At 72.3% G+C, this 26437-nt stretch carries 26 protein-coding genes and 1 pseudogene; 7 read left to right on the forward strand and 20 right to left on the reverse strand.

Going from position 1 to position 26437, the window contains the following annotated elements:
• Both ACFWXO_RS03960 and ACFWXO_RS03965 read left to right on the forward strand, forming a co-directional pair.
• A pseudogene (locus ACFWXO_RS03960) lies at positions 1 to 2369 on the forward strand (hypothetical protein); the annotation flags it as partial.
• 117 nt (positions 2370 to 2486) lie between these two features.
• Positions 2487 to 3416 (forward strand): cellulose-binding protein, encoded by a 930-nt coding sequence (locus ACFWXO_RS03965; protein WP_188306039.1) that lies wholly within the window; start codon positions 2487 to 2489, stop codon positions 3414 to 3416.
• 112 nt (positions 3417 to 3528) lie between these two features.
• Here the strand turns inward: ACFWXO_RS03965 and ACFWXO_RS03970 are convergent, their stop codons facing one another.
• A complete protein-coding gene (locus ACFWXO_RS03970; protein ID WP_380521989.1) occupies positions 3529 to 3840 on the reverse strand; it encodes a hypothetical protein in 312 nt (103 codons plus the stop codon).
• A complete protein-coding gene (locus tag ACFWXO_RS03975; protein ID WP_375892947.1) occupies positions 3837 to 4634 on the reverse strand; it encodes an alpha/beta fold hydrolase in 798 nt (265 codons plus the stop codon). The genes ACFWXO_RS03970 and ACFWXO_RS03975 overlap by 4 nt, the downstream gene beginning before the upstream one ends.
• 92 nt (positions 4635 to 4726) lie before the next feature.
• Between ACFWXO_RS03975 and ACFWXO_RS03980 the strand changes: the two genes are divergently transcribed.
• Both ACFWXO_RS03980 and ACFWXO_RS03985 read left to right on the forward strand, forming a co-directional pair.
• Positions 4727 to 5731: an ABC transporter ATP-binding protein gene (locus ACFWXO_RS03980; protein ID WP_375892948.1), complete on the forward strand. Its 1005-nt coding sequence runs from the start codon at positions 4727 to 4729 to the stop codon at positions 5729 to 5731.
• Between the two features lies 1 nt (position 5732).
• The gene (locus ACFWXO_RS03985; RefSeq protein ID WP_380521992.1) at positions 5733 to 6500 is read left to right on the forward strand and encodes an ABC transporter permease subunit; all 768 of its coding nucleotides are present in this window, start codon (positions 5733 to 5735) and stop codon (positions 6498 to 6500) included.
• A 13-nt stretch (positions 6501 to 6513) separates the two neighbouring features.
• On the opposite strand, the gene ACFWXO_RS03990 is transcribed toward ACFWXO_RS03985, so the two are convergent.
• Positions 6514 to 6837 (reverse strand): ATP/GTP-binding protein, encoded by a 324-nt coding sequence (locus ACFWXO_RS03990; RefSeq protein ID WP_375892951.1) that lies wholly within the window; start codon positions 6835 to 6837, stop codon positions 6514 to 6516.
• Between the two features lie 230 nt (positions 6838 to 7067).
• On the opposite strand from ACFWXO_RS03990, the gene ACFWXO_RS03995 reads away from it, so the two are divergent.
• Positions 7068 to 8375, forward strand: coding sequence for an LLM class flavin-dependent oxidoreductase (locus ACFWXO_RS03995; protein WP_380521994.1), 1308 nt, complete (start codon positions 7068 to 7070; stop codon positions 8373 to 8375).
• Between the two features lie 65 nt (positions 8376 to 8440).
• Here the strand turns inward: ACFWXO_RS03995 and ACFWXO_RS04000 are convergent, their stop codons facing one another.
• Positions 8441 to 8833, reverse strand: coding sequence for an SCO5389 family protein (locus ACFWXO_RS04000; protein ID WP_350504362.1), 393 nt, complete (start codon positions 8831 to 8833; stop codon positions 8441 to 8443).
• Positions 8834 to 9314: 481 nt separating this feature from the next.
• Here ACFWXO_RS04000 and nucS point away from each other — a divergent pair, with 481 nt between their 5' ends.
• On the forward strand, positions 9315 to 9974 hold the full coding sequence (nucS, locus tag ACFWXO_RS04005; RefSeq protein ID WP_188306031.1) for an endonuclease NucS: 660 nt from the start codon (positions 9315 to 9317) through the stop codon (positions 9972 to 9974).
• A gap of 4 nt (positions 9975 to 9978) precedes the next feature.
• Here nucS and ACFWXO_RS04010 read toward each other — a convergent pair whose 3' ends face one another.
• The 5 genes from ACFWXO_RS04010 to ACFWXO_RS04030 form a co-directional block, all read right to left on the reverse strand.
• Positions 9979 to 12324, reverse strand: coding sequence for an ATP-binding protein (locus ACFWXO_RS04010; protein ID WP_380521997.1), 2346 nt, complete (start codon positions 12322 to 12324; stop codon positions 9979 to 9981).
• 284 nt (positions 12325 to 12608) lie between these two features.
• A complete protein-coding gene (locus ACFWXO_RS04015) occupies positions 12609 to 12926 on the reverse strand; it encodes an STAS domain-containing protein (protein WP_375892956.1) in 318 nt (105 codons plus the stop codon).
• Positions 12927 to 13316: 390 nt separating this feature from the next.
• Complete coding sequence (locus ACFWXO_RS04020; RefSeq protein ID WP_380522000.1) at positions 13317 to 14186, reverse strand: 3-hydroxyacyl-CoA dehydrogenase family protein; 870 nt, start codon at positions 14184 to 14186, stop codon at positions 13317 to 13319.
• Between the two features lie 178 nt (positions 14187 to 14364).
• Positions 14365 to 15015: a response regulator gene (locus ACFWXO_RS04025; RefSeq protein WP_375892959.1), complete on the reverse strand. Its 651-nt coding sequence runs from the start codon at positions 15013 to 15015 to the stop codon at positions 14365 to 14367.
• Entirely contained in the window at positions 15012 to 16214 is a 1203-nt protein-coding gene (locus ACFWXO_RS04030) for a sensor histidine kinase (protein ID WP_380522003.1), read from the reverse strand. The genes ACFWXO_RS04025 and ACFWXO_RS04030 overlap by 4 nt, the downstream gene beginning before the upstream one ends.
• 157 nt (positions 16215 to 16371) lie before the next feature.
• Here ACFWXO_RS04030 and ACFWXO_RS04035 point away from each other — a divergent pair, with 157 nt between their 5' ends.
• Positions 16372 to 16977, forward strand: a complete 606-nt coding sequence (locus ACFWXO_RS04035; RefSeq protein ID WP_380522005.1) for a hypothetical protein — start codon at positions 16372 to 16374, stop codon at positions 16975 to 16977.
• An 8-nt stretch (positions 16978 to 16985) separates the two neighbouring features.
• Here ACFWXO_RS04035 and ACFWXO_RS04040 read toward each other — a convergent pair whose 3' ends face one another.
• The 11 genes from ACFWXO_RS04040 to ACFWXO_RS04090 form a co-directional block, all read right to left on the reverse strand.
• A complete protein-coding gene (locus ACFWXO_RS04040) occupies positions 16986 to 17558 on the reverse strand; it encodes a cob(I)yrinic acid a,c-diamide adenosyltransferase (protein WP_360233640.1) in 573 nt (190 codons plus the stop codon).
• A 22-nt stretch (positions 17559 to 17580) separates the two neighbouring features.
• Entirely contained in the window at positions 17581 to 18081 is a 501-nt protein-coding gene (locus tag ACFWXO_RS04045) for a DUF2550 domain-containing protein (RefSeq protein ID WP_030057523.1), read from the reverse strand.
• Positions 18082 to 18231: 150 nt separating this feature from the next.
• Positions 18232 to 18615, reverse strand: coding sequence for a F0F1 ATP synthase subunit epsilon (locus tag ACFWXO_RS04050; protein WP_375892967.1), 384 nt, complete (start codon positions 18613 to 18615; stop codon positions 18232 to 18234).
• Between the two features lie 184 nt (positions 18616 to 18799).
• On the reverse strand, positions 18800 to 20245 hold the full coding sequence (gene atpD, locus ACFWXO_RS04055; protein ID WP_375892969.1) for a F0F1 ATP synthase subunit beta: 1446 nt from the start codon (positions 20243 to 20245) through the stop codon (positions 18800 to 18802).
• 2 nt (positions 20246 to 20247) lie between these two features.
• Positions 20248 to 21162 (reverse strand): F0F1 ATP synthase subunit gamma, encoded by a 915-nt coding sequence (locus ACFWXO_RS04060; RefSeq protein ID WP_375892970.1) that lies wholly within the window; start codon positions 21160 to 21162, stop codon positions 20248 to 20250.
• A gap of 32 nt (positions 21163 to 21194) precedes the next feature.
• Positions 21195 to 22769: a F0F1 ATP synthase subunit alpha gene (gene atpA / locus ACFWXO_RS04065; protein WP_375892972.1), complete on the reverse strand. Its 1575-nt coding sequence runs from the start codon at positions 22767 to 22769 to the stop codon at positions 21195 to 21197.
• A gap of 162 nt (positions 22770 to 22931) precedes the next feature.
• Entirely contained in the window at positions 22932 to 23747 is an 816-nt protein-coding gene (locus ACFWXO_RS04070) for a F0F1 ATP synthase subunit delta (protein WP_380522011.1), read from the reverse strand.
• Positions 23744 to 24304, reverse strand: coding sequence for a F0F1 ATP synthase subunit B (locus ACFWXO_RS04075; protein WP_375892975.1), 561 nt, complete (start codon positions 24302 to 24304; stop codon positions 23744 to 23746). The genes ACFWXO_RS04070 and ACFWXO_RS04075 overlap by 4 nt, the downstream gene beginning before the upstream one ends.
• A 37-nt stretch (positions 24305 to 24341) precedes the next feature.
• Positions 24342 to 24575 (reverse strand): ATP synthase F0 subunit C, encoded by a 234-nt coding sequence (gene atpE / locus ACFWXO_RS04080; protein ID WP_350504378.1) that lies wholly within the window; start codon positions 24573 to 24575, stop codon positions 24342 to 24344.
• 84 nt (positions 24576 to 24659) lie between these two features.
• Complete coding sequence (gene atpB, locus ACFWXO_RS04085) at positions 24660 to 25472, reverse strand: F0F1 ATP synthase subunit A (RefSeq protein WP_375892976.1); 813 nt, start codon at positions 25470 to 25472, stop codon at positions 24660 to 24662.
• 285 nt (positions 25473 to 25757) lie between these two features.
• A complete protein-coding gene (locus ACFWXO_RS04090) occupies positions 25758 to 26201 on the reverse strand; it encodes a hypothetical protein (protein ID WP_375892977.1) in 444 nt (147 codons plus the stop codon).
• Positions 26202 to 26437 lie beyond the last annotated feature (236 nt).

Genomic DNA, 26437 nt, shown 5'->3' on the forward strand with positions numbered 1-26437 from the left:
AGGCCTACGCCGACCGCGTCCGCACCGAAGCCGAACAGCACGCCACCGACCTGCGCACCGAGGCCGAGCAGTACGCCGCCGACCACCGCACCGAGGCGGAGCAGTACGCCGCCGAGCACCGTGCCGAGGCGGAGCGGGCCGCGGCCGAGCTGCGCGCCCTCGCCCAGCAGGAGACCACCCAGCAGCGCGAGAGTGCCGAGGCCTACGCCGACCGCGTCCGCACCGAAGCCGAACAGCACGCCACCGACCTGCGCACCGAGGCCGAGCAGTACGCCGCCGACCACCGCACCGAGGCCGACGAGCTGCTGGAGCAGGCCGGCGCCGCCGCCGAGCAGCGCCGGGCCGAGGCCGCCCAGGACGCCAAGGCCACCCGCGAGAAGGCCGCCGCCGAACTGGCGCTGGCCGACGAGCAGGCCGAGACCGTCCGGGCCGAGGCCGGCCGGGAGCTGTCCGAGGCCCGCGCCACCGCCGACGCCATCCGCGCCGAGGCCGCCGCCGAGCTGGAGCAGGCGCGCGCCGACGGCCAGGACGTGGTGGCCGCCGCCCGGGCCGAGGGCGCCGAGCTGGTCTCCACCGCCGAGGACGAGGCCGCCGAGGTCCGCCAGTCGGTGGCCGGCCTGCACGAGGCCGCCGCCGAGCAGATCGCCGCGCTGCGGGCCACCGCCGAGCAGGACGCCGCGGACACCCGCGAGCGGGCCGAGCAGGACGCCGCCGAGGTGCGCGAGCTCGCCGACCGCGAGACCGCCGAGCAGCGCGAGGCCGCCGACCGGTACGCCGCCGAGGTGCGCGAGCTCGCCGACCGCGAGACCGCCGAGCAGCGCGAGGCCGCCGACCGGTACGCCGTCGAGGTGCGCGAGCTCGCCGACCGCGAGACCGCCGAGCAGCGCGAGCTCGCCGACCTCGAAACGGCCGAGCTGCGCGCCCGGACCGAGGCCGAGACCACCGCCCTGCGCGAGCGGACCGAGCTGGAGCTCGCCGCCGAGCGCGAGGCCGCCGAGGCCGAGCTCGGCCGGCAGCGGGCCGAGGCCCAGGCCTACGACGAGCAGCTGCGCGCCGAGGCCGACGCCGAACTGCGGGCCGCCCAGGAGGCCGCCGAGCAGCTGCGCGCCGACTCCGAGGCGCAGGCCGTCCGTACGGTCGCCGAGGCCGACGCCCAGGGCCGGCGGGCGATCGCCGACGCCGAGGAGCTGGCCGCCGGGCTGCGCGCCGAGGCCGAGGAGTACGCGCTCGCCACCCGCACCCTGGCCGACGAGTACGACGCCTCCACCCACGCCCGCGCCGACGCCTACGACGCGCAGACCCGGGAGGCCGCCGAGCAGTTCGACAAGGCCACCCGGGACCGCGCCAAGTCCGTGCTGGAGAAGGCCTTCGCCGACGCCGAGTCGCTCGGCGAGGACGCCCAGACCACCGCGCTGGCCACCACGGCCGCCGCCGAGGAGCAGGCGGACGCGATGGTCGCGGCCGCCCGCAAGGAGGCCGACCGGCTGGTCGCGGCCGGCGAGGCGGCCGGTCAGGCCGAGGTCGAGAAGGGCCGCTCCGACGCCGACGTGCTGCTCGCCGAGGCCCGCCGGGACGCCACCGCGATCCGCGAGCGCGCCGAGGAGCTGCGCGAGCGCACCGACGCCGAGGTGGAGGCGCTGCACGAGCGGGCCCGCAAGGAGAACGCGGCGGCCATGAAGTCGGCCGGCGAGCGGGTGGACGCGCTGGTGACGGCCGCCCAGGAGCAGCTGACCGAGGCCGAGGAGCAGGCGGTGGCCACCGTCGCCGAGGCCGAGGACCGCGCCGCCGCCCTGGTCGCGGCCGCCGAGGACCGGGCGTCCGAGCTCACCTCGGAGGCCTCCGCGGAGGCCAGCAAGGTCCGGCTGTCCGCCGTCCGCAAGGCCGAGGGCCTGCTCAAGGAGGCGGAGACCAAGCTCGCCAACTCCACCGACCGGGCCGAGTCGCTGATCGAGAAGTCCGAGGCGAAGCTGCGCGCGGCCGAGACGGAGGCCGAGGAGCGCCTCGACGGCGCGGCCGCCGAGGCGGAGAAGCGGCTGCGCGACGCCGACCGCACCGCGGACGAGCAGATCGAGCTGGCGAAGGCGGAGGCCGAGCGGCTGATCGCCGAGGCGAAGGCCGAGGCCGAGCGGGTCACCGGCGAGGGCCGGCGCGAGCTGGACGAACTGGTGCGCCGCCGCAAGGACATCAACACCGAGATCTCCAGGGTCCAGGACGTGCTCTCGGCGCTGGAGGCGTTCGAGGCACCGACACCGGTCGCCCAGGTCAACGGGGGAAGCAACACCAAGAAGGACGGGGGCGCCAAGGCCGGTGCCGGAGTTGGCTCCCCCCGGTCGGGTGGCAATCGTTCCAAGAACGCACCACCCGATTGAGCGGACATTGACGGTCATTGTCCGTGAGACAACGGCATTTCGCCGTCGACACTCCGGTACCGTGTCAGGATTCCCTCAACCACCTCAGCGGTTTGACGACAGGAAGCCCAGAGTCCCATGAGCGACAGTCACTCCCCTCACGGCTTCGACCTGGTACGCCGTGGGTACGAGCGCGCCCAGGTCGACGAGCGGATCACCAAGCTGGTGGCCGACCGTGACAGTGCCTTGACCCGGATCAGTGCACTGGAGAAGCGCATCGAGGAGCTCCACCTCGAAACCCAGACCGCCCAGGCGGCGGTCGCCGAGCAGGAGCCCTCCTACGCCGGTCTCGGCGCCCGGGTCGAGAAGATCCTGCGGCTCGCCGAGGAGGAGGCCAAGGACCTGCGCGACGAGGCGCACCGCGCTTCCGAGCAGCACCGCGAGCTGGCCGAGGCCGCCGCCCAGCAGGTCCGCACCGAGGCCGAGAACTACGCCAAGGACCGCAAGGCCAAGGCGGAGGACGAGGGGCTGCGGATCGTCGACAAGGCGAAGAGCGACTCCGCCCAGCTGCGCGCCGAGGCCAACAAGGACGCCCAGAACAAGCGTGAGGAGGCGGACGCCCTCTTCGAGGAGACCCGCACCAAGGCCGCCCAGGCCGCGCTGGAGTTCGAGACGAACCTGGCCAAGCGCCGCGAGCAGTCCGAGCGCGACCTGGCCGCCCGTCAGGCCAAGGCCGAGAAGCGCCTGGCCGAGATCGAGCACCGGGCCGAGCAGCTGCGCCTGGAGGCCGAGAAGCTGCGCACCGACGCCGAGCGCCGGGCCCGCCAGACCGTCGAGACGGCCCAGCGCCAGTCCGAGGACATCGTGGCGGACGCCAACGCCAAGGCGGACCGCATCCGCAGCGAATCGGAGCGCGAGCTGGCGGCGCTGACCAACCGTCGCGACAGCATCAACGCCCAGCTGACCAACGTCCGCGAGATGCTGGCGACGCTGACCGGCGCGGCCGTGGCCGCCGCCTCGCTGCCGAACGACGACACCATGGGCGTGCCCGCCCAGCAGTCGCGCTGACGCAGCCGCTGACGCAGTCGCCGGCACAGCCGCCGACCCGGTCGTACGACAGGCCCTCACCCGCCCGGGTGAGGGCCTGTCGCGCGTGCGGCTGTCACCACCTCGGGGGCATTTACCGGGGGTAGGCCCCGTCCGGCCGCTGGTACCCGCTGCTGAGCTGGTTGCCCTCGTCGTCCGACACGGTGCCGTACCAGGAGGTGCACCAGACCGACACCGAGTCGGGCCAGTACTGCACCTCGAAGGGGTGCCCGGACCCGTAGTCGCCGTACGAGGTGACGATGAAGGTCTCGCCGGGGCGCAACCAGTAGTCCTCGCCCAGCGGCTCCAGGGTCAGCTCCACCAGCCCCTCGCCGCGGTTGGTCACCGGCATCCGGCCGGTGACCTCCAGCGCGGAGAAGTCCCAGCCCTGCTCGTCCGGGCTCATCCGGCGGCCGCCCGGGCGAGCAGCCGGCGCGCGGCCGCGTCGAACGCGCCCGGGGACTCCAGGGCGCTCAGGTGGCCCACCCCGGGGACGACGGTCAGCTCGGCGTCCGGGCGGGCCCGGTGCATCAGTTCGGCCTCCTCGGGCGCCACCAGGGCGTCCAGGGCGCCCGCGAGGAACGTCACCGGCACCCGGAGCCCGGCCAGCACCTCCAGGGAGTCAGGACGGGCCGCCATGGCCCGCTGGGCCCAGGCGACGGAGGCGGGCGGCGCGGCGGCCACCATCGCCTGCACCCGCTCCACCAGGTGCTGGGAGTCGGGCCCGAGCTGCCCGGCCGCGACCCGCTCGTCCAGCAGCAGCTGGACGCTGCCCCGGGCGGTCACGGCGGCGGCGATCCGCTCCCGGTCGGCCCGGGTGGCGTCCCGGTCCGCGGTGGCGCGGGTGTTGGCCAGCAGCAGGCCGGACAGCCGGTCCGGGTGGCGGCGGGCGAAGGCGAGCGCCACGTAGCCGCCCATGGAGAGCCCGCCGACCACCGCGCGGTCGATCCCGGCCGCGTCCAGCAGCAGCGCCAGGTCGTCGGCGACGAGGTCCAGCGAGGGTTCGTCGGCGCCCAGCTCGGTCCCGCCGAAACCCCGCTGGTCGGGGGCGAGCACCCGGGCCTCGTCCCCGGTCAGTCCGGGCAGCGCGTCCAGCTGGGCGGACCACATCGAGGCGTTCAACGGAAAGGCGTGCAGCAGCACGAGGGGTGTTCCGGTACCGCTCTCGCGGACGGACACTGCGGAGGGGAGCTGACTCATGCAGCCACCGTATTGCGGCACGCCCGACGGGCCCACTCAGCGGGCCGCGATATCCGCTTTGTCCTAGCCTGCCAGAGAGCAAGGGAGCGCCAATGATCGAGTTGCACGACCTGACGAAACGTTACGGCAAGACGCTCGCGGTGGACCGGCTCAGCTTCTCGGTCCCGCAGGGAGTGGTCACCGGCTTCCTCGGCCCCAACGGCGCGGGCAAGTCCACCACCATGCGCATGATCCTCGACCTGGACCGCCCCACCAGCGGCCGGGTCACCCTCGACGGCAAGCGCTACGGGCAACTCAGCGAGCCGCTCAAGTACATCGGCGCCCTGCTGGAGGCCAAGGCCGTCCACCCCGGCCGCACCGCCCGCGACCACCTGCTCTGGCTCGCCCAGAGCAACCGGATCCCGGCCGGCCGGGTGGACGAGGTGCTCGCCCTGGTCGGCCTCACCCCGGTCGCCCGCAAACGCGCCCGCGGCTTCTCCCTCGGCATGGGCCAGCGCCTGGGCATCGCCTCCGCCCTGCTCGGCGACCCGGAGATCGTCATGTTCGACGAGCCGGTCAACGGCCTCGACCCGGAGGGCATCCTCTGGATCCGCAACCTGATGAAGCGCCTGGCCGGCGAGGGCCGGACCGTCTTCGTCTCCTCCCACCTGATGAGCGAGATGGCCGTCACCGCCGACCACCTGGTGGTCATCGGCAGGGGCCGGCTGCTCGCCGACCTGCCGATGCCGGAGTTCATCCGGCGCAACTCCCGCTCCGCCGTCCGGCTGCGCACCCCGCAGCCCGAGCGCCTGCTCGACGTCCTGGCCGGGGCCGGACTGCGGCACGAACCGGGCCCCGACGGCTCCTACGAGGTGGTCGACGGCGACATCGCCCGGCTCGGCGAACTGGTCTCCGCGCACGGCGTGGTGCTGCACGAACTCAGCCCCCAGCAGGCCTCGTTGGAGGAGGCGTTCATGCAGATGACGGCGGACTCGGTGGAGTACCACGCGGGCGACGGCCCCGGCCGGGACGCCGCCGGCGCGCCCGGCACCTGGGGCGCGGGCTGGCAGACGGACGGCGCGGCGCCGACCGCGGCGGCGCAGCAGGAGGAGAACTGAGATGACGTCCTTCCCGGCGATCCTGCGCTCCGAGTGGACGAAGATCCGCAGCGTCCGCTCCACCGTCTGGACCCTCGCGCTGGCCTTCGTGGTCACCGTCGGCATCGGCGCGCTGCTGTCCCTGCTCACCAACAACAACTTCACCGAGTTCAGACGCCACGAGGAGACCCCGTTCGACGCCACCGGCACGGCCTTCTCCGGCATCATGCTCGGCGAGCTGGCCATCATCGTCTTCGGGGTGCTGGCGATCGGCAACGAGTACAGCAGCGGCATGATCCGGGTCACCCTGGCCGCCGTCCCCCAGCGCGGCACCCTGCTGGCCGGGAAGGCGACGGTGCTGGGCGGGCTGGCCCTGGCGGTCTCGCTGGTGACCGCCTTCGTCACCTTCTTCGTCGGCCAGGCACTGCTCGGCCCGCACTCCACCGCCCTGGGCGAGCCGAACGTGCTGCGCGCGGTGCTCGGCGCCGCGCTCTACCTGACGATGCTCTGCCTGTTCTCGGCCGGCGTCACCGCCATGCTGCACAACCAGACGCTCGCCCTGGGCGTGCTGGTGCCGTTCTTCTTCCTGCTCTCGCCGATCCTCTCGGCGGTGCCGAAGGTCAAGACCCTGGCCCACTACTTCCCCGACTACGCCGGCTCGCGGATGCTGCTGGTGTACGAGCAGAACGGCCAGCCGTACGGGCCGTGGGCGGGCTTCACGATCTGCCTGGCCTGGACCGCGGCCGCGCTGGTCGGCGGCGCGCTGGTGCTCAAGAACCGGGACGCGTGACGGCCCGGCGGACTCAGTGGCGCGGAGCGCCGCGGCCCCGCAGCACGTTGGAGGCCCGGCGCTCCCGCGCTCCCCAGCACGCCCGGTGCCAGTGCCGCCGGTCGTCCACCCCGGCGCCGTGCATCGGCCAGGCCACCACGTGGCCCACCCCGGGCGGGATCTCCTGGTCGCAGCCCGGGCAGCGGTAGAACCGTCCCGACGTCCCGGCGACCGTCTGCACCACCCAGTCGTCACCCTGGTAGTTCTCGGTGCGGCGCAACGATCCGCCCAGCGGGGCGGCGGCCGGTTCGGCGTTCTCGCGGTCGGCGGCGCTGTTGATCCGGTTGCGGCGGGGCACGGCGGACTGCCTCTCTTCCGGGGGCTCGAAGTCGCTCCAGCCTACGGGTGTCAAACCCTTTTATTGGCCCCTATCACGGCTTCGGCCGACCCGTCCGGGGTTTTTGCCGAGATCCACCCGATCATCGGGGAAATTCGGGGTTCCGCGTGCCATTGGCACATGACATCGGATACCCACGAGTGGACAGGCGGGGCCCGCAGACCCTGCGTGCACCCGAGGAGGCCCCCAGGATGACCAAGACCAGCCCGCGCGCCGAGACCCGCCGACCCGTCGGCGTGCGCCCACCCGCCCCGGGTCCGGCGCTCACCTGCGTACCGCCGCTGGCCGTCACCGGCGAACCGCTGACCGCCGCCCAGCGCGCCGGCGCACTGCCGCCCGACACCGCCCCGGTACGGGTCGGCGCGTTCCTGTTGTCCGCGCAGTTCCCCGGGCAGAGCCACGGCGAGGTGCTGGAGCGCACCGTCCGGGCCACCGTCGAGGCGGAACGCGCGGGCCTGGACAGCGTCTGGCTGGCCGAGCACCACTTCGTCCCGTACGGGGTCTGCCCGGACGCCGCCACCCTCGCCGCGCTGCTGCTCGGCCGCACCCGCCGGATCGGCATCGGCACCGCCGTCAGCGTGCTCTCCACCAGCCACCCGGTGGCGCTCGGCGAGCAGGCCGCGCTGCTGCACCTCACCTCCGGCGGGCGCTTCACGCTCGGGGTGGGCCGCGGCGGGCCGTGGATCGACCTGGACGTGTTCGGCAGCGGCGTGGACGCCTTCGAGAACGGCTTCCCGGAGCGGCTGGACCTGCTGCTGCGCTGGCTGCGCGGCTCCCGGGTCGGCGCGGACGGACCGCAGTTCTCCTTCCCCGAGGTCGCGGTGGTGCCGCGGGCCACCGAGCCGGTGCGCCGGCCGGGCCTGGGCAGCTGGCTCGGCCTGGACGAGCCGACCGGCCCGGTGCGCTTCCCCCGCCAGCGCCAGGACGCCGACGGCCTCGCCGAGGAACGCGACCGCACCGGACGGCCGGTGGCCGGCCCGCCGGTGGTGGTCGCCTGCACCTCCCCGGGCGGGGTGCGGCTGGCCGCCGAGCGCGGCCTGCCGATGCTGCTCGGCATGCACTCCGGCGACGAGGACAAGGTGCGGATGCTGGAGCTCTACCGCACCGCCTGGCTGGCCGCCGGGCGCGGCGAGGAGCAGCTCCGCCGGGTGACCCGCCAGCACGTCGCGGCGGGCGTGGCCCAGGTGGACGACCGCACCTCGGCGGCCCGGGCCACCCTGCTGAACGCGATGCCCGGCTGGTTCGAGTACGGGCTCGGCGCCCACCGCACCGTGGACGGCCGCGAACGCAAGATGCGCGACCCGCACCAGTACACCGAACTGCTCTGCGACCTGCACGCGGTGGGCACCCCGAAGCAGTGCGCCGACCGGCTGCTGGCCACCGCCGAGCGCACCGGCATCCGCCGCTTCGCCCTGCTCGCGGAGGGCAGCGGCGACCGCGAGGCGACCCTGCACAACATCGCCCGGCTCGGCTCCGAGGTGCTGCCGCAGCTGGGCTGACCGCCGGCCCGGACCGCCGCCCCTCCCCCCGCACCGGGGGACGGGGGCGGCCGGCTCCGGCCGGATCAGCAGTCCCGCAGCTCCTCGGACTGGTTGAGCAGCTGCTCCCGGACGGAGGTGAAGCGGTCGTACCGCGCCTCGTTGGCCTCCGACGGCACGAACACCGCCACCCGGTGACAGTTCTGGAAGGCCAGCCGGACACCGAAGTGGCGCTGCAGGGCGCCCCGGATGGCATCGCTGGCCAGGGCGCGCAGCAGCTGGCCGCGGGCCTGCTCGCTGGGCGGCGGCACCTGGTTGTCGGCGAAGTCGGTACCGTCGACCTTCGCCTGGGCGACCAGCGAGCTGATCAGGTCCCAGGCGTACGGCAGCGAGACGCGGACGCAGTCGACGAATTCCCGCTCGTCGACCTCGCCCCGCTCGGCCTTTTCCAGCAGGGCCGGTGAGACGTCGAGCGACATGGATTCTCCTCTCGCGGTCCACCCGCGCGGCGCCCGGGTGGTCATGCGTAGTCCAAGCTCACAGTGAGGGTGGGCGAAATCGCAGGAGGTGTCCGGAACACCGTCGGACCGGGGTTTCCGGCACCTGTTGCGAAGGCGGCGGCGCCACGGGACGTGACGTCCTGAACACCGACCGCGTCAGAACAGCGTGGCAGTCAACGGCGGAGCAGGCCGGTCGTTCCTGCGGATTGCTCCGGAAATACGCCGTGGTGCACCAGATTGGCCTGATCCCGTCGGATCGTTCATCTGAAGTCTCCGTCCCCGTTGACAGCGACCCCGCATCCGTAGCGTCACACACCGTAGCGACCCCGGGGGGCGTACGCCAGAGCGCGGCGAGCGGCGGCGGGTCCGCCGAACCTCCATGTTCGCGGGGTTCGCGCTTTCTTCACCCGGTCGTCTCGGAATCGCATCAACTGGCCCCGGTGGGCTAGCGTGGTCGACCGTGCGTCTCGTAATTGCCCGCTGCTCAGTCGACTATGCCGGTCGGCTCTCCGCCCATCTGCCCTCCGCCACCAGGCTCATCCTGGTCAAGGCCGACGGCAGCGTCAGCATCCACGCCGACGACCGCGCCTACAAGCCGCTCAACTGGATGTCCCCGCCGTGCGCCCTCAAGGAGGCCGACGGGGTCTGGACGGTGGTGAACAAGGCCGGCGAGAAGCTCATCATCACGCTGGAGGAGGTGCTGCACGACTCCTCCCACGAACTCGGGGTGGACCCCGGCCTGATCAAGGACGGCGTCGAGGCGCACCTCCAGGAGCTGCTCGCCGACCGGATGGAGGTGCTCGGCAGCGGCTGGTCGCTGATCCGCCGCGAGTACCCGACCGCGATCGGCCCGGTCGACATCCTCTGCCGCGACGCCGACGGCGCCACCGTCGCCGTCGAGATCAAGCGCCGCGGCGAGATCGACGGCGTCGAACAGCTCACCCGCTACCTCGAACTCCTCAACCGGGACCCGCTGTTGGCCCCGGTCAAGGGCGTCTTCGCCGCGCAGGAGATCAAGCCCCAGGCCCGCGTCCTGGCCACCGACCGGGGCATCGGCTGCGTGGTGCTGGACTACGACGAGCTGCGCGGCATCGACGACGACAAGCTCAAGCTGTTCTGACCGGTCACGGGGACTTCGTCCCCGTCGGGGACGGGGTGGCCGGACCGGTCGGCACGGCCGGGGTCGTCGCGGGTGCGGTCGGCGTGGCCGAGCCGGTCGGCTGGCTCGGCGACGGCGAGTTGCCGCTCCCGCCACCGGTGCCGCCGCCGCTCTGACCACCGCCGCCGTTGCCCCCGCCGTTGCCGCCCCCGCCCGACCCGCCGGACTTCTGCCCCGGCGGCTGCTCCGACGGCTGCGGCTGCCCCGGGCCGGGCTGCTGCGACTGCTGCGGGGCCGACGACCCGGTGGCCCCCGGCGAGGCGCTCGACCGCTTCGACGGCGTGGCGCTCGGCGCGTGCGAGGCACTGCCGCTCGCCGAGGGCTCCGTACCGGCCGCCGTCCCCGCCGGGGCACCCGGCTCGGTGCCGCCCGTCCCGGCCGTGCCCGGGGAGGCGTCGGGGGACGGCGCCGGCACCGGCGCGTTGCCGGTGTCCCCGACCTGGTCCAGCTGAGCGTGCGGGTCCTTCCCCTGGTGCTCCTCGGGCCCGGCGAGGCTCATCGCCACCGCCGTGCCGAGCACCCCGAAGGTGAGCAGGGCCGCGGAGGCCACCACCACCTTGCGCCGCCGCCCGGCCCGGGCCCGGGCCTTGAGGCCGGCCGGCACCCGGGCGGCGATCTTCCGGATCACCGGTCCGCGGCCCGACGCCGCCGGGGTCGCGGCGGCCGGCAGCTGACGGCCGTCGGCGCGCAGCAGGTCGATCATCCGGCCCGCGGCGGCCACCCCGCGCGGCTCCCCCGCGGTGGCCCGCAGGGTCAGGGCGGTCTCCAGTTCGGCGATCGCCCGGGAGGGCTGCCGCAGGCAGATCGCGAGCACGCCCGCCTCGTGGTGGAACCAGGCCTGGTCGACCGTCGAACCGGTCCGCCGGGCCGCCTCCAGGCCGAGCTGGAGGACCCGCTCCCAGGCGCCCCAGCGCAGCGCCAGCGCCAGTGCGGGGGCGGCGGCCCGGGCCAGTCGGACGACCGCCTCGTGCCGCCCCGCCGTCCGGTCCGCGAGCAGCACGCCGATCAGCACCTCGGCCTCGGCGGCGATCTGCGCCAGCGACACCGAGCTGTGCCCGACCCACCAGGCGAAGTGCTGGGCGGCGCCGTCCACGCAGCCGCGGGCCGGCCAGTGCGGGGCGAGCAGGTCGAGCGCCCCGGCGGTCAGCCGGTGGTGCCCGCCGATGGACACCGCGAGCCCGGCGTCGGCGAGTTCGGCCAGCGCGCTCTCGCCCTGGCCGACGTCGATCAGCGCGGGCAGGTGCGGCGCGGTGGGGCACTCGCCGCCGAGCGCGACGGCCAGCCGCAGCACGGCCTGCGCGGCCTCGCCGAGCCCTTCGGCGAGCCGGACGGCGGGCGAGGCGGTCTCGGCGACCGAGGGCAGCGGCACGGTGCGCCGCAGCGCGTTCTCCCGGATCGCCGGGTCGGGGTCGTGGGCGGGCTCCTCGACCGCGCCGAAGACGTCCCGCCGGTCCTCCTCGGCGGCGACCAGCGCGTCCACCGAGACGTCCCGCTGGCGCAGCAGCGCGGCGGCCTGGACGAAGCGCAGCGGCAGGCCCTCGGACTCGAACCAGAGGTCGACCGCCCAGGCCTTCTCGGCCACGTCCAGCGGCCGCCCGGCGAGCCGGGCGGTGAGGGCCAGACAGGCGGGCCGGGAGAGGCCGGGGACGAGGTGGTCGCGCAGCCGGGAGTCGGCGGGCAGCACCGGGCCGCCGGGGGCGACCGAGATCAGGAAGGCGCAACCGGGGGCGGCGGCGAGCAGCTCCTCCAGGTCGTCCCCGGCGGGCTCGGCCTCGTCGATCACGACGACCGCGCCGACCCCGGCGAGGTGGGCGGCCAGTTGGCCCGGGTCGGGGCGGTAGCCGGGGGCGTGGTGGGTGGCCGCGAAGAGGTCCTGGAGCAGGTCGGCGGCGGTGCGGCGGTGGCCGCAGAGCTGGACGACGCCGCCGGGGGCGAGGTCGGCGGCGGCCGCGGCGACGGCCGACAGCAGGGTGCTGCGGCCCGAGCCGGCCTGGCCGACCAGGCGTATCGAGCGGCCCTCGGCGAGCAGGCCGAGGAGTTCGGCGATGTCGGCCTCGCGGTCGAGCAGCGGCAGGTCGGTGGGGCCGGCGCCGAGGGCGAGCGGGCCGACCGCCCGGCCGACGCCGCCGACCGGGCCGCGGGCGGGCTCGCTGCGTTCGATCCGGCGCGGGCGGGGCCGCCACTCCTCCGGACAGGGCCGGGCCTCGGAGCCGTCCGGGGCGCCGACGCCGACCAGCAGGCCGCCGGAGACCAGTTCGCCGCCGCGGGTGCGGGCGGCCTCCTGCCGGAACTCCCCGGATGGCTGTGCCACGTTCTGCTCCGCATCGTGTTCGGCCGCCGGCGCCCCGCGCCGGCCGGCACACGTCTCGGTCGCGGCCGCGGGCGGGCTGTGGGCAGCCGGCCCCGGGCGGCCGTCATCTGACGGGCAGACTCTCGCACATCCGGGCCCGGCCGTGCAGTGCGGTCCCGGTGCGGGGAAGGTGAAGGCCGGAGGCGCCGGTCGGGCCCGGCCCGGTCAGGAGGGCGGCCCGAGGGGCGCGCGAACGGGCGTGCGGCATGTTCCGCGAGCCGCTCCGTACGCCCCCGGAACGGGCGTCAGGAGGCCTGGACCTCGGGGATCCCGCCGTCGACGGCGAGGATGCGGTGCAACTTGGTGGCCACCAGCAGCCGCTGGAGCTGGGCGGGGACGGCCCGCAGCACGAGCCGGCGGCCGATCCGGCCGGCCCGCCGGTGGGTGCCCATGATCACGCCGAGGCCGGTGGCGTCCCAGAACTCCAGCCGGCCGAGGTCGAGCACGAGGTCGCCGAGGCCGCCGTCCACGGCCTGGTGCAGCCGGGCCCGCGCGTCGGCGGCGGTGCGCACGTCGAGGCGGCCTTCGATGGCCAGCGCCGTGTGGTCGCCGGTGATGCGCATGCTCTCCTCCTTCGCCTGGGTGGTCTGGTGCGGGGCGGGTCCGGCCCCGGCCGGGACGGACCGGGAGGCGGGACGGCCCCTGGATCGGAGTGGGAGGGCCCGGGCGGAACGCCTGCGACGGCTCGGCTCGCGCCCGGCCCCGGTCGGAGTGCCGGGTTCCCTCATCTGACGGTGGAGCAGCGCCGCAGGTTGCTGGTTTCCGCCCTGATCTGAAGCAACTTCACTCGTCCGAGGGAATATACGCAGGAACTCTCCACACCTACGCTCGATTACCGCCCAAATCACCCGTCTGCGGCACCGGGCGTGAGGAAACTCACCCGGCCCGGTACGGCGGGCCGTACGATGCCCCGATCGCACGGCCCACCAGGGCGTTCGCTCAGTCCCGCGGGCTCACTTGCCCTCGTACGGGTAGAAGCCGCGGCCGCTCTTGCGGCCGAGGTCACCGGCCGTGACCATGCGGGCCATGATCTCCGGGGCGGCGAACTTCTCGTCCTTGGTCTCGGTGTAGATGTTGTGGGCGGCGTGCAGCAGGATGTCGACGCCGGTCAGGTCGGCGGTCTGCAGCGGGCCCATCGCGTGGCCGAAGCCGAGGCGGCAGGCGGTGTCGATGTCCTCGGCGGTGGCGACGCCCGACTCGTACAGCTTGGCGGCCTCGACGACCAGCGCGGTGATCAGGCGGGTGGTGATGAAGCCCGCCACGTCGCGGTTGACCACCACGACGTCCTTGCCGACGCCCTCGGCGTACGCGCGGGCGGCGGCCAGCGTCTCGTCGCTGGTCTTGTAGCCGCGGACCAGCTCGACCAGCTTCATCATCGGGACGGGCGAGAAGAAGTGGACGCCGACGACCGACTCCGGCCGCCGGGTGACGGCGGCGATCCGGGTGATCGGGATGGCGGAGGTGTTGGAGGCGAGGACGGCGCCGTCCTTGGCGAGCTTGTCCAACTCGCGGAAGACGCCCTCCTTGACCTCCAGGTTCTCGAACACGGCCTCGACCACGATGTCGGCCTCGGCGACGGCGCCCAGGTCGGTGGTGGTGGTGATCCGGCCCAGCGCGGCCTCGGCGTCCTCGGCGCTCAACTTGCCCTTCGAGACGAACTTCTCGTACGAGGCGCGGATGCCGGCCAGGCCCCGCTGCAGCGCCTCCTCGGTCACGTCCCGCAGCACCACCGGGTGGCCGGCCTGCGCGGACACCTGGGCGATGCCGGCGCCCATCAGGCCGGCACCGATCACGGCGATCTGCTTGCTGGACGCATTGCTCATGGCTGGGTCTCCCGACGCCGTCGCCGCCCTGCGGGCGGGCCCTGAAGGCGGCTCAGGGCAGGGGTCGCCGCCAAGGAGCCGCATTGCTCTGGCGGGGACTCTAATGCCCAGATCGCCCGTGCCATAGCAATCGGGAGTGTGATCTGCAACCGACCTGGTCACCCGACCAGGATGGTCGTCAGATGGTCAGACCGAGGTCCTGGGCGAGGATCGCCGCCTGCACCCGGCTGCGCAGCCCCAGCTTCGCCAGGATCCGGCTGACGTGGGTCTTGGTGGTCGCCTCCGCCATCTCCAGCCGGAGCGCGATCTCCCCGTTGGACATCCCCGCCCCGAGACAGGCCAGCACCTCCCGCTCACGCGCGGTCAGGCCCGTCACCGCCGTCCGGGCCTCCGGTCCGACCGGCCGCCCGGGGCGGGCGAAGGTGCCGATCAGCCGCCTGGTCACCGAGGGCGCCAGCATGCCGTCCCCGCGCGCCACCGTGCGGATCCCCTCGACCAGGGTGTCCGCCTCCAGGTCCTTGAGCAGGAAGCCCGCCGCGCCGGCCCGCAGCGCGCCGTAGACGTACTCGTCCAGGTCGAAGGTGGTCAACACCAGCACCTGGGCCGCGCCGGCGTCCACCACCTGGCGGGTCGCCGAGACGCCGTCCAGCCGGGGCATCTGCACGTCCATCAGCACCACGTCGGGGCGCAGCTCCAGGGCCAGCCGGACGGCCTCCTGCCCGTCGGCGGCCTGCCCGACCACCTCGAACCCGGGCTCGGCCCGCAGGATCATCACCAGCGCCGCCCGCACCGCCGCCTGGTCCTCGGCCACCAGTACCCGGATCGTCATGCCCGCCCCCCGCTCTCCCGGCCGCGCGGCAGCTCCGCGCGCACCCTCCAGTACCCGTCCCGCGGCCCGGCCTCGAAGCTGCCGCCGAGCAGCGCGGCCCGCTCCGACATCCCCACCAGCCCGGCCCGGGCGCCGGGCAGTTCGCGGCCCGGCCCGCCGCGGTACGGGCTGTCGACCGCGATCCGCAGCGCGTCCGGGCCGAACTCCAGTCGCAGTGCGACCAGTCCGGGCCCGGCGTGCTTGAGCGCGTTGGTCAGCGACTCCTGCACGATCCGGTAGGCGGCCAGCCCGACCGGCACCGGGAGGTCGCCGCGCTCGCCGCTCTCGGTCAGCTCGAAGTCCAGTCCGACGTCCTGCCCGGCGGCCCGGGCCCCCTCCAGCAGGGCGTCCACCGCGGCGAGGTCGGGGGCCGCGTACGACTCGTCGGCCACTCCCCCGCCGCTGTCCCGGAGCAGCCCGATCATGCGGCGCATTTCGGCCAACCCCTGGACGCTGTTCTCCCGGATCACCGCCAGCACCTCGACCAGCGGATCGCCCTCCGGCAACCGCCGCCGCCGGGCGGCCGACTGGGCGCCGGTGGCGTGGATCGCGATCGCCGACAGGTGGTTGGCCACCACGTCGTGCAACTCCCGCGCCATCCGGGCGCGTTCGGCGACGACCGCCTCGCGCCGGTCCATCTCCGAGAGCAGCGCGGTCTGTTCGGCCCGCAGCCGCTCGTTCTCCGCCTGCTCCCGGTGCTTGCGCACCAGGTCCCCGGTCCACACCGGCGCCAGGAACACCAGCGAGCCGACCACCACGACCAGCAGCCCGGCCGAGGTCCCGGCGACGTACCAGACCAGGCTGGAGAGCACCAGCACGGTCGCGCCGCCGGTCAGGTGCAGCACCCGCGACATCCGGCCGGTGCCGTAGAGCACCGCCGCGTACAGCAGGTCGGTGTACATGATCGTGGTCGCCAGCAGGCTGCCGGCGACCAGGCTGCCCGCGAAGGCCAGCCCGCCCAGCGACACCGCCAGCACCGGCCGGGTCCGCCGGACCAGTTCCAGCCCCGCCATCACCAGCAGCGGGGCCGTGACGGCCCACAGCGGCAGCCGGTCCGCCCGGTCGTAGACCTTGAAGGCGATCAGCACCGCGCCGCCGAGCAGCCCGCTCAGGGCGATCAGCCGGTCCATCCGGCGCGGGGCGAGGGAGGGTACGAGCACGCCCCCATCTCACCATCCCCGGCGGCCCGCCCGGCTCCGGTGCGCGGAGGAGGCCGCTACATCGAAAGGTGCAGGCCCGGACGGCACCGGGCGACGACGACAACAGCGCGCCCGCGCACGAGGCTGGGGACACCGTCGGAACGACCGGGAGCAGAAAGTGATCGTCACCCTCATCGTCGCGGCCGAGATCTCCTGGTGGATCGTGCTCGGCCTCGCCCTCTCCGCCCGCTACCTGCTGCGGATGCGCCGCACCAGCACCGTGCTGCTGATCGGCCTGCCGGTGGTGGACCTCGCCCTGTACGCCCTCACCGTGCTGAACCTGCGCGGCGGCGCGCAGGCGGGCTGGACGCACGCCCTGGCCGCGAGCTACGCCGGCTTCTCGGTCGGCTACGGCCCCTCGCTGGTCGCCTGGGCCGACCGGCACTTCCTGCACCGCTTCGCCGGCGGCCCCGCGCCGCTGCCCTCGCCCACGTACGGCCCGGAGCGGACGGCGCACGAGTGGCGGATCGCCCGCCGGACGGTCGTCTCCGCCGTGATCACCCTGGCCCTGATCAGCCTGCTCGTCCCGCTGTCGGCCGGATCCGCCCACTTCGGCACCTTCGCCCAGTGGTACTGGAAGCTGGGCATCGCGGCCGTGGTCAACGTGGTCGTGGCCGGCTGCTTCTCGCTCTGGCCCAAGGAGGCGCCGGCGGGCGTCACCGTGGTGGACGGCCGGGTGGTCGAGCGGCCCGCCCCGGAGAAGGCGTCCCAGGACGCCTCCTAGGGCAGGCCCTAGCGGTTCTCCCCCGGCACCCAGAGCACGTCGCCGCGCTCCTTGTTGGCCACCCGGGCCAGGATGAACAGCAGGTCGGACAGCCGGTTGAGGTACTTCGCGGTCAGCGGGTTGACGGAGTCCCCGTACGCGTCGATCGCCGCCCAGGTCGAGCGCTCGGCCCGCCGCACGACCGTGCAGGCCAGGTGCAGGTGGGCGGCGCCGGGGGTGCCGCCGGGGAGGATGAAGCTGCGCAGCTTCTCCACCTGCTCCAGGTAGTGGTCGCAGTCCCCCTCCAGCCGGTCGACGTAGGACTGCAGCACCCGCAGCGGCGGGTACTTCGGGTCCTCGACCACGGGCGTGGAGAGGTCGGCGCCGACGTCGAACAGGTCGTTCTGGACCCGGACGAGCACGGCCGCGACGTCCTCGGGCAGTGCGCCGACCGCGAGGGCCACCCCGATCGCCGCGTTCGCCTCGTTGGCGTCGGCGTACGCCATCAGCCGCGGGTCGGTCTTGGTGGTCCGGCTCATGTCACCGAGCGCGGTGCTGCCGTCGTCCCCGGTACGGGTGTAGATGCGCGTCAGATTGACCATGCGGCCAGCCTAGCCGGGCACGTTAGGCGACGTTAACCCTTTGCCCCGGGGGAGCCGCCTCCAGCCAGGCCAGGAAGCCGGTGAGCGCGTCCTCGCTCATCGCCAGCTCCAGCGGCGCCCCGTTGTGCAGGCAGCGCAGCACCACCGAGCCGGAGAGCAGTGCCAGCTCCTCCTGGCCCTCCGGGTAGCGCCGGCCGAGGACCTCGATCTCCCGGCGGGGCAGGACCTTGCGCGGGCGGGGGGCGTACGAGAAGACCCGGAACCACTCGATCGAGTCGCCGCTGTACCGGCCGATACCAAAAACCCACCCCTTGCCGTCGGTCGGTGGGACCGGGGCGGAGGTGGGTTTGCCGTTCTCGTCGAGGTCGGGCTGCGTCGAGGCGTCGGCGGGCATTTTGAGCCGGTAACTGCAGTCGAACGTGCCGCCGACCCGCTGGATCAGGCGGCGGCGTACGGCGAAGGCCATCAGGCCGATCACTCCCAGCGCCACGACCGCCGCACACACCACAAGCGCGAGGACCATGCTCACCTACCTCCTCGCTACCCGCGTTCCCCGTTTCACGGCCGTCCCGGACGGCCGCGCTGACCTACCAACTACGACGACAGTCCCGGGGTCACGCTCGCGCGTCCCCGGGACCGTCGGTCGACCCCGCCAAGTCGGGGTCCGGCACACTCAGGCGTGGGCCTTGAGGCCGCGCGCCGCGAACAGCCGGACCTCGGCGCGACGCTCGGCGTGCGCGTCCAGGTCGGACTTGGCCTCCTCCAGCGCGCGCTCGGCACGCGCGACATCGATCTCGTCCGCCAGCTCGGCGATCTCCGCGAGCAGAGACAGCTTGTTGTCGGCGAAGGAGATGAAGCCGCCGTGCACCGCGGCGATGACGGTGCCGCCGTCCACCGTGCGGATGGTGACCGGACCGGTCTCCAGCACGCTCAGCACCGGGGTGTGGCCCGGCATGATGCCGGTGTCACCGGAGGCCGTACGGGCGACGACGATGGTGGCCGCACCGGACCACACCTTGCGGTCGGCTGCGACCAGCTCGACGTGCAGCTCAGCCAACGTGGGCTCCTAGGCTCATGCAACCCCCGATTACTCGGGAGTTTCGGTAAGAATAACGGCCCCGCGCCTCCGGCATGAAACCGGCGGCACGGATTTGACCGGAATCACAGCCGATGTGCCGCGAGGGGTGGTCCCCAGGCTCGGGGGCCACCCCTCACGGTCACTCAGCTGCTACCGGCCGCGATTACTTCTTCGCCAGCTCGGCGGCGTTCTTCTCGAGGTCCTCGATGCCACCGCACATGAAGAAGGCCTGCTCCGGAACGGAGTCGTACTTGCCGTCGGCGATCGAGTTGAAGGCCTCGATGGTCTCCGACAGCGGCACGGTCGAACCCTCGACACCGGTGAACTGCTTCGCCACGTAGGTGTTCTGCGAGAGGAAGCGCTCGATGCGACGGGCACGGTGGACCGTGATCTTGTCCTCTTCGGACAGCTCGTCCATACCGAGGATGGCGATGATGTCCTGGAGGTCCTTGTACTTCTGCAGGATCCCCTTGATACGGACGGCCGTCTCGTAGTGGGTCGCCGTGATGTACCGCGGGTCGAGGATGCGGGACGTGGAGTCCAGCGGGTCGACGGCCGGGTAGATGCCCTTCTCCGAGATCGGGCGCGACAGAACGGTCGTCGCGTCCAGGTGGGCGAAGGTGGTGGCCGGGGCCGGGTCGGTCAGGTCGTCCGCGGGGACGTAGATCGCCTGCATCGAGGTGATCGAGTGACCGCGGGTCGAGGTGATGCGCTCCTGGAGGAGGCCCATCTCGTCGGCCAGGTTCGGCTGGTAGCCCACCGCGGAGGGCATGCGGCCGAGCAGGGTCGACACCTCGGAACCGGCCTGGGTGAACCGGAAGATGTTGTCGATGAAGAGGAGCACGTCCTGCTTCTCGACGTCACGGAAGTACTCCGCCATGGTCAGCGCGGAGAGCGCGACGCGCAGACGGGTGCCCGGCGGCTCGTCCATCTGGCCGAAGACCAGCGCGGTCTTGTCCAGGACGCCCGAGTCGACCATCTCGTCGATGAGGTCGTTGCCCTCACGGGTGCGCTCGCCGACGCCGGCGAACACCGACACACCACCGAAGTTCTCGGCGACGCGGTAGATCATCTCCTGGATCAGAACGGTCTTGCCGACACCGGCACCACCGAACAGACCGATCTTGCCACCCGTGACGTACGGGGTGAGCAGGTCGATGACCTTGATGCCGGTCTCGAACATCTCGGTCTTGGACTCGAGGTCCTTGAACTCGGGGGCCTTGCGGTGGATCGGCCAGCGGACCTCGACCTGCTTGTCGAACTCCGCCTTGTCGACGTTCAGCACGTCACCGAGGGCGTTGAACACCTTGCCCTTGGTGATCTGGCCGACCGGCACCGAGATGGCGGAGCCGGTGTCGGTGACCTGCGAACCGCGGACCAGGCCGTCGGTCGGCTGCATCGAGATGCCGCGGATCAGGCCGTCGCCGAGGTGCTGGGCGACCTCGAGGGTGAGGGTCTTCTTGCCCGAGCCGTCGGGGTTGTCCACCTCGACGTGCAGGGCGTTGAACATGTCCGGAATCGCGTCGACGGGGAACTCCACGTCGACGACCGGGCCGATGACCCGCGCGACGCGGCCCGTCGCCGTGGTCGGCTCAACAGTGGTGGTCATACTCATTCGCTCCCGCGGCTAGCGTCGGCGAGGGCGTTGGCGCCGCCGACGATCTCGCTGATTTCCTGGGTGATCTCGGCCTGACGGGCCGAGTTGGCAAGCCGCGTGAGCGACTTGATGAGCTCGCCGGCATTGTCCGTCGCGCTCTTCATCGCGCGGCGGCGGGCGGCGTGCTCGGAAGCGGCCGACTGCAGCAGCGCGTTGTAGATCCGGCTCTCGACGTACCGCGGCAGCAGCGCGTCGAGCACGCCCTCCGCCGACGGTTCGAAGTCGTACAGCGGGAAGATCTCCGACTTGGCCGGCGTCTGGTCGCTGAGCTGGACCTCGTCCAGCTTCAGCGGCAGCAGCCGCGCCGCGACCGCGTCCTGCGTCAGCATGGACACGAACTCGGTCGAGACCACGTGGAGTTCGTCCACGCCGCCGGTCTCGGCCGTGAAGGCCTCGATCAGCTCGGCCGCCACCGTCTTCGCGTCGCCGTAGGTCGGCTTGTCCGAGAAGCCCGTCCACGAGTTCCCCACCGCCAGGTTGCGGAAGGTGTAGTACGACAGACCCTTCCGACCGACGATGTAGGTCACGACGTCCTTGCCCTCGCCGCGCAGGCGCTCGGAGAGCGTCAGCGAGGCCTTGATGGCGTTGGACGAGTAACCGCCGGCCAGGCCGCGGTCCGCCGTGATCAGCAGGACCGCCGCGCGGGTGGCGTTCGGGTTCTCGGTGGTGAGCGGGTGCTTGGCGTTGGACCGGGTGGCCACCGCCGTCACCGCCCGGGTGAGCTCATCGGCGTACGGAGCGGAGGCCGCCACCGCGCGCTGCGCCTTGCCGATGCGCGCCGCGGAGATCATCTCCATCGCCTTGGTGATCTTCTTCGTCGCGGTGACAGAGCGGATCCGGCGCTTGTAGACCCGAAGCTGTGCTCCCATGGGTCGTTACGTCCTTTCCCTCGCTACCGGACTCAGGCCTGCTCGGAGAGCAGCTTGCCGTCGGCGGTCTGGTACCCCTGCTTGAACGACTCGATCGCGCCGGTCAGGGCGTCGACGGTGCCGTCGGCCAGCAGGCCGGTCTCGACGATGCCGGCGAGCAGGTCCTTGTGCTGCAGGCGGACGAAGTCGAGGAACTCGCGCTCGAAGCGGCGGATCTCCGCGACCGGGACGTCGTCCAGCTTGCCGGTGGTGCCGGCCCAGATGGAGACGACCTGCTCCTCGACCGGGAACGGCTGGTACTGGCCCTGCTTGAGCAGCTCGACCATGCGCGCACCGCGCTCCAGCTGGGCCTTGGAGGCCGCGTCCAGGTCGGAGCCGAAGCCGGCGAAGGCCTCCAGCTCACGGTACTGGGCGAGGTCCAGGCGCAGACGGCCGGCGACCGAGCGCATGGCCTTGATCTGGGCGGAGCCACCGACGCGGGAGACCGAGATGCCGACGTTCACGGCCGGGCGGATGCCGGCGTTGAACAGGTCGGACTCCAGGAAGCACTGGCCGTCGGTGATGGAGATGACGTTGGTCGGGATGTACGCCGAGACGTCGTTGGCCTTGGTCTCGATGATCGGCAGACCGGTCATCGAGCCGCCGCCGAGGGCGTCGTTCAGCTTCGCGCAGCGCTCCAGCAGGCGGGAGTGCAGGTAGAAGACGTCACCCGGGTAGGCCTCGCGCCCCGGCGGGCGGCGCAGCAGCAGGGAGACGGAACGGTAGGCCTCGGCCTGCTTCGACAGGTCGTCGAAGATGATCAGGACGTGCTTGCCGTCGTACATCCACTCCTGGCCGATGGCCGAACCGGTGTACGGCGCCAGGTACTTGAAGCCGGCCGGGTCGGACGCGGGAGCGGCCACGATGGTGGTGTACTCCAGCGCGCCGGCCTCCTCCAGGGCGCCGCGGACGGACGCGATGGTGGAGCCCTTCTGGCCCACGGCGACGTAGATGCAGCGGACCTGCTTCTCCGGGTCGCCCGAGCGCCAGTTGTCGCGCTGGTTGATGATCGTGTCGACGGCCACCGCGGTCTTGCCGGTCTGGCGGTCACCGATGATCAGCTGACGCTGGCCACGGCCGATCGGGGTCATCGCGTCGATGGCCTTGATACCGGTCTGCAGCGGCTGCTTGACCGACTTGCGGGCCATGACGCCGGGGGCCTGCAGCTCAAGGGCGCGACGGCCGCTGGCGGCGATCTCGCCGAGGCCGTCGATCGGGTTGCCCAGCGGGTCCACGACGCGGCCGAGGTAGCCGTCGCCGACCGGAACCGAGAGGACCTCGCCGGTGCGGCGCACGGTCTGGCCCTCTTCGATACCGCCGAACTCACCGAGGACGACGACACCGATCTCGCGGGTGTCGAGGTTCAGCGCGAGGCCGAGCGTGCCGTCCTCGAACTTCAGCAGCTCGTTCGCCATGACCGAGGGCAGGCCCTCGACATGCGCGATGCCGTCCGCCGCGTCAGTGACCGTGCCGACCTCTTCCACAGAAGCGGCGTCCGGCTGGTACGACTGGACAAAGTCGGCCAGCGCGTCCCGGATCTCCTCCGGACGGATCGTAAGCTCCGCCATCAGGCTTCCCTGCTCTCCTAGTTTGCGATCCTCGGCCCGCCGTTGAGGGCCGGCCGCAAGTACTCGACTCTCGGCCGGGTCGTATGAACCGGCCGTACGTTTTGCCGACTCCTTGGGGAGCCGGTTTCCCGACCGAGGGTCGGATGTGCTGCTCGGTCCTGCTCAGCCTTCGAGCGACTGGCGAGCGCCTTCGAGGCGGCTCGACACGGTGCCGTCGATGATCTCGTCGCCGATCTGCACCCGGACACCACCGACGACCTCGGGGTCGACGTCGATGTTCAGGTGGACCTGGCGGCCGTACATCCGGCCCAGAGCACCGCTGAGACGCTCCTTCTGGGTGTCCGACAGCGGCACCGCGCTGGTGACCAGGGCCACCATGCGGCCGCGGCGCGCGGAGGCGAGCTTCGAGTAGGACTCGAGGCCCTGCTCCAGGCTACGACCACGCGGCGCGTTGACGAGGGCGGTGACCAGCCGCACGGTGCCCGCGTTGGCGCGGCCGCCGAGCAGCTTGTTGATCAGCGCGGTCTTCGCGACGGCGCCGGCCTTCGGCTCGGTGAGCGCGGCGCGCAGCTCGTGCGAGCCGCTCACCACCCGGCCGAAGCGGAACAGCTCGTCCTCGACGTCGTCCAGGGTGCCGGCCTTGTCCGCGGCGATGACCTCGGCGTAGGCGGCGAGCTCCTCGGTCGCGTCCACCAGGTCACGCGCACCCGACCAGCGGGACCGGACCAGGCCGGAGACCAGGTCGACGGTCTCGCCCGAGACCTGACCGGTCAGCAGCGAGGTGACCAGCTGGGCCTTGTCCTGACCCGACCGGGACGGGTCGGTCAGGACGCGGCGCAGCGACACCTCGCGGTCCAGCACGACCGTGACGGCGGCGAGCTCCTCGGCCAGCTTCGCCGCGTCCACCGAGGTGGAGTCGGTCAGGCTGTCCAGGTTCTTCCGGCCGGCGGCGAGCGCCTCGCGGCTGGCGCCGATCACTTGGCCGCGCCCTGAGCCACGGTGGCCTTGGCCTCGAGCTCGTTCAGGAAGCGGTCGATCACGCCGCTCTGCCGGGCGTTGTCCTCGAGGGACTCGCCGACGATGCGGGAAGCCAGCTGGGTGGCCAGCGAACCCACGTCCTGACGCAGGGCGGCAGTCGCCTGCTTCTTGTCGGCCTCGATCTGGGCGTGGCCGGCGGCGACGATGGCCTCGCGCTGACGCTGGCCCTCCTCGCGCATCTCGGTGAGCTGGGCGGCGCCCTGCTCGCGAGCCTGCTCGACGATGCGGGCGGCCTCGTGGCGCGCCTCGGCGAGCTCGGCGCGGTACTGCTCAAGCAGGGCCTGGGCCTCGGCCTGAGCGGCCTCGGCACGCTCCATGCCGCCTTCGATGGCGTCCCGACGCTCCGACAGCACCTTCTCGATGCTGGGGAGGAGCTTCTTGCCGAGCAGACCGAAGACGATGAAGAAGCAGAGCAGGCCGATGATGACCTCGGGCCACGCGGGAAGCAGGGGGTTCATCTTCTCCCCCTCCTCCGCGAGGTTAGCCACGAAACTCATATCTGGACCTTCCTCGAAAGGGTCTAACGGCGGGGAATTACTTGCCGGCGCCGAAGACGAACGGCATGACGATGCCGATGAGGGCGAGCGCCTCGGTCAGCGCGAAGCCGATGAACATGTTGGAGCGGATCAGGCCGGCAGCCTCGGGCTGACGGGCCATGGCCTGGACACCGTTACCGAAGATGAGACCAACACCGATGCCGGGGCCGATCGCGGCGAGGCCGTAACCGATCGAGGCGACGGAACCGTAGACCTCAGCGAGGTTCTGCATTTCAGCTTGTCCTTTGCGGGGTGGTGGACCGGTGGTGGTTGGCCACCGGGCGTTCGGGAGGGGAAGCAGCCGGGGCTGCGAGGCTCAGTGCGCTTCTTCCAGGGCACCGGCGATGTAGCTGCTGGCCAGCATCACGAAGATGTAGGCCTGCAGGAACTGCACCAGCAGCTCGAAGGCGGTGAGGCCGACGGCGACCACGAAGGAGGCCGAGCCGTACAGCGCGCCCAGGGTCGGGCTGAGCAGGTACCAGGAGGCGACGGAGAACATCACGACCAGCAGGTGGCCCGCGAACATGTTCGCGAAGGCTCGGACCGCCAGGGTGAAGGGGCGCACGAAGATGTTCGAGAAGAACTCGATCGGGACCAGGATGAACATGACCCAGCCGGGGATGCCCGACGGCCAGCAGAGGTTCTTCAGACCGCCGACGAAGCCGTGCTTCTTGAAGGTCAGCGTCATGTAGGTGATCCACACGACCGCGGCCAGGCCCGCGGGGAAGGCGATCGACGCCGTCACCGGGAACTGCGCGAACGGGATGATCGACATGATGTTCATCAACCAGACGAAGAAGAACATCGAGACCAGCATCGGAACGTACTTCTCGCCGTTCTTGCCGATCGTCTCCATCACGATGGAGCGCTTGACGAAGTCGTAACCGATCTCGCCGACCAGCTGCAGCTTGCCGGGGACCAGTCGCGGCTTGGCGAAGGCGGCCCAGAAGAACACGACGACCAGCAGCGCGACGATGATCGACAGCAGCATCGGCTTGTTGAAGTCGATGCCGCCGACCGAGAAGATCGGCTTGAACTGGAACTCGTTCAGACCCGGGGCCGGGAAGCCGCAGCCAGCGTCCCCGAAGTGGCAACTGCCTGAGGCGAGGGACGTGAGTTCAGCACTCACCACGGACTCCTTCGTCGTGACGCATGGTTACGGCAACCTCGGTGTGTCGGCGTGGCCTGCGACCACGGAGCGGCACTGGAACTTGATGGGTATCTCGCCGACCCCGCACGACGGCGCGCTGCGCTGCTGCGGGATCATCGAAGACTGCGCGGGTCCGGGGGGCGATCAGTCCGCGATCCGGACAGACCAGGCCTCTTCCCGTACTCCGTTGTTGCGACGGACGATAGCAGCCCGTCAGTGCGGCATAAACACCGCCCCCCTCGTTGGGGGGACAGTCGGGCCTCGTCACTGTTGACGACCCTTGTCGGAGGGCTTGTCACCCTTGCTTTCCGAGGCGTGAGGGTCGACGTAGAACATCTTGGCCTTGAGTGCGCCGCGCACCTGGAAGCCGGTGAAGATCAGCACGCAGCCGATCAGCGTGAACGCGAAGGTCTGCCGGTTGAAGAGGTCGGTGTCCTTGAAGACCGCCAGGACGATGCCGACCAGCAGGATCTGGGTGGTGTACACCAGCAGCGCCGCGGCCATCATGATCTGCGGGTTCGACCTGGTCAGCCGGTCGAGCGCGATCTGGCCGGAGCTGAAGAAGGCCAGGACGAGCAGGGCGCCGAAGAGGGCGCCGAGCAGGCCCTTCCCACCGGCGACGGCGAAGGAGATCGCCATGGCGATGATCCCGGCGACCGCAGTGGGAATCGCGGCGCCTCGGAGGACCCGGGCGTCGGGGGACGGCATGTCGGCAGCTCCGGCGGCATGTCGATGTGGCGGGGGACGGGCACAGATGGTGGCGGGTGACACCGGACCGAGTGGCCGCCGCCGGACCGCCCGCGGTGAGCGGCGGATCCGTCGAAGGAGACCGACCAGGGACGGAAGTCCTCCACCTGTCAGGTCTTTCGGCGCGTTCTCGGTACTCGTGAACGGTATCACAAACTATTTGATGAGAGCTTTACCATGAATGTGTGGCTCCTGTC

This window comes from Kitasatospora sp. NPDC059088 (genome assembly GCF_042738155.1).
Taxonomy (GTDB): Bacteria; Actinomycetota; Actinomycetes; order Streptomycetales; family Streptomycetaceae; genus Kitasatospora.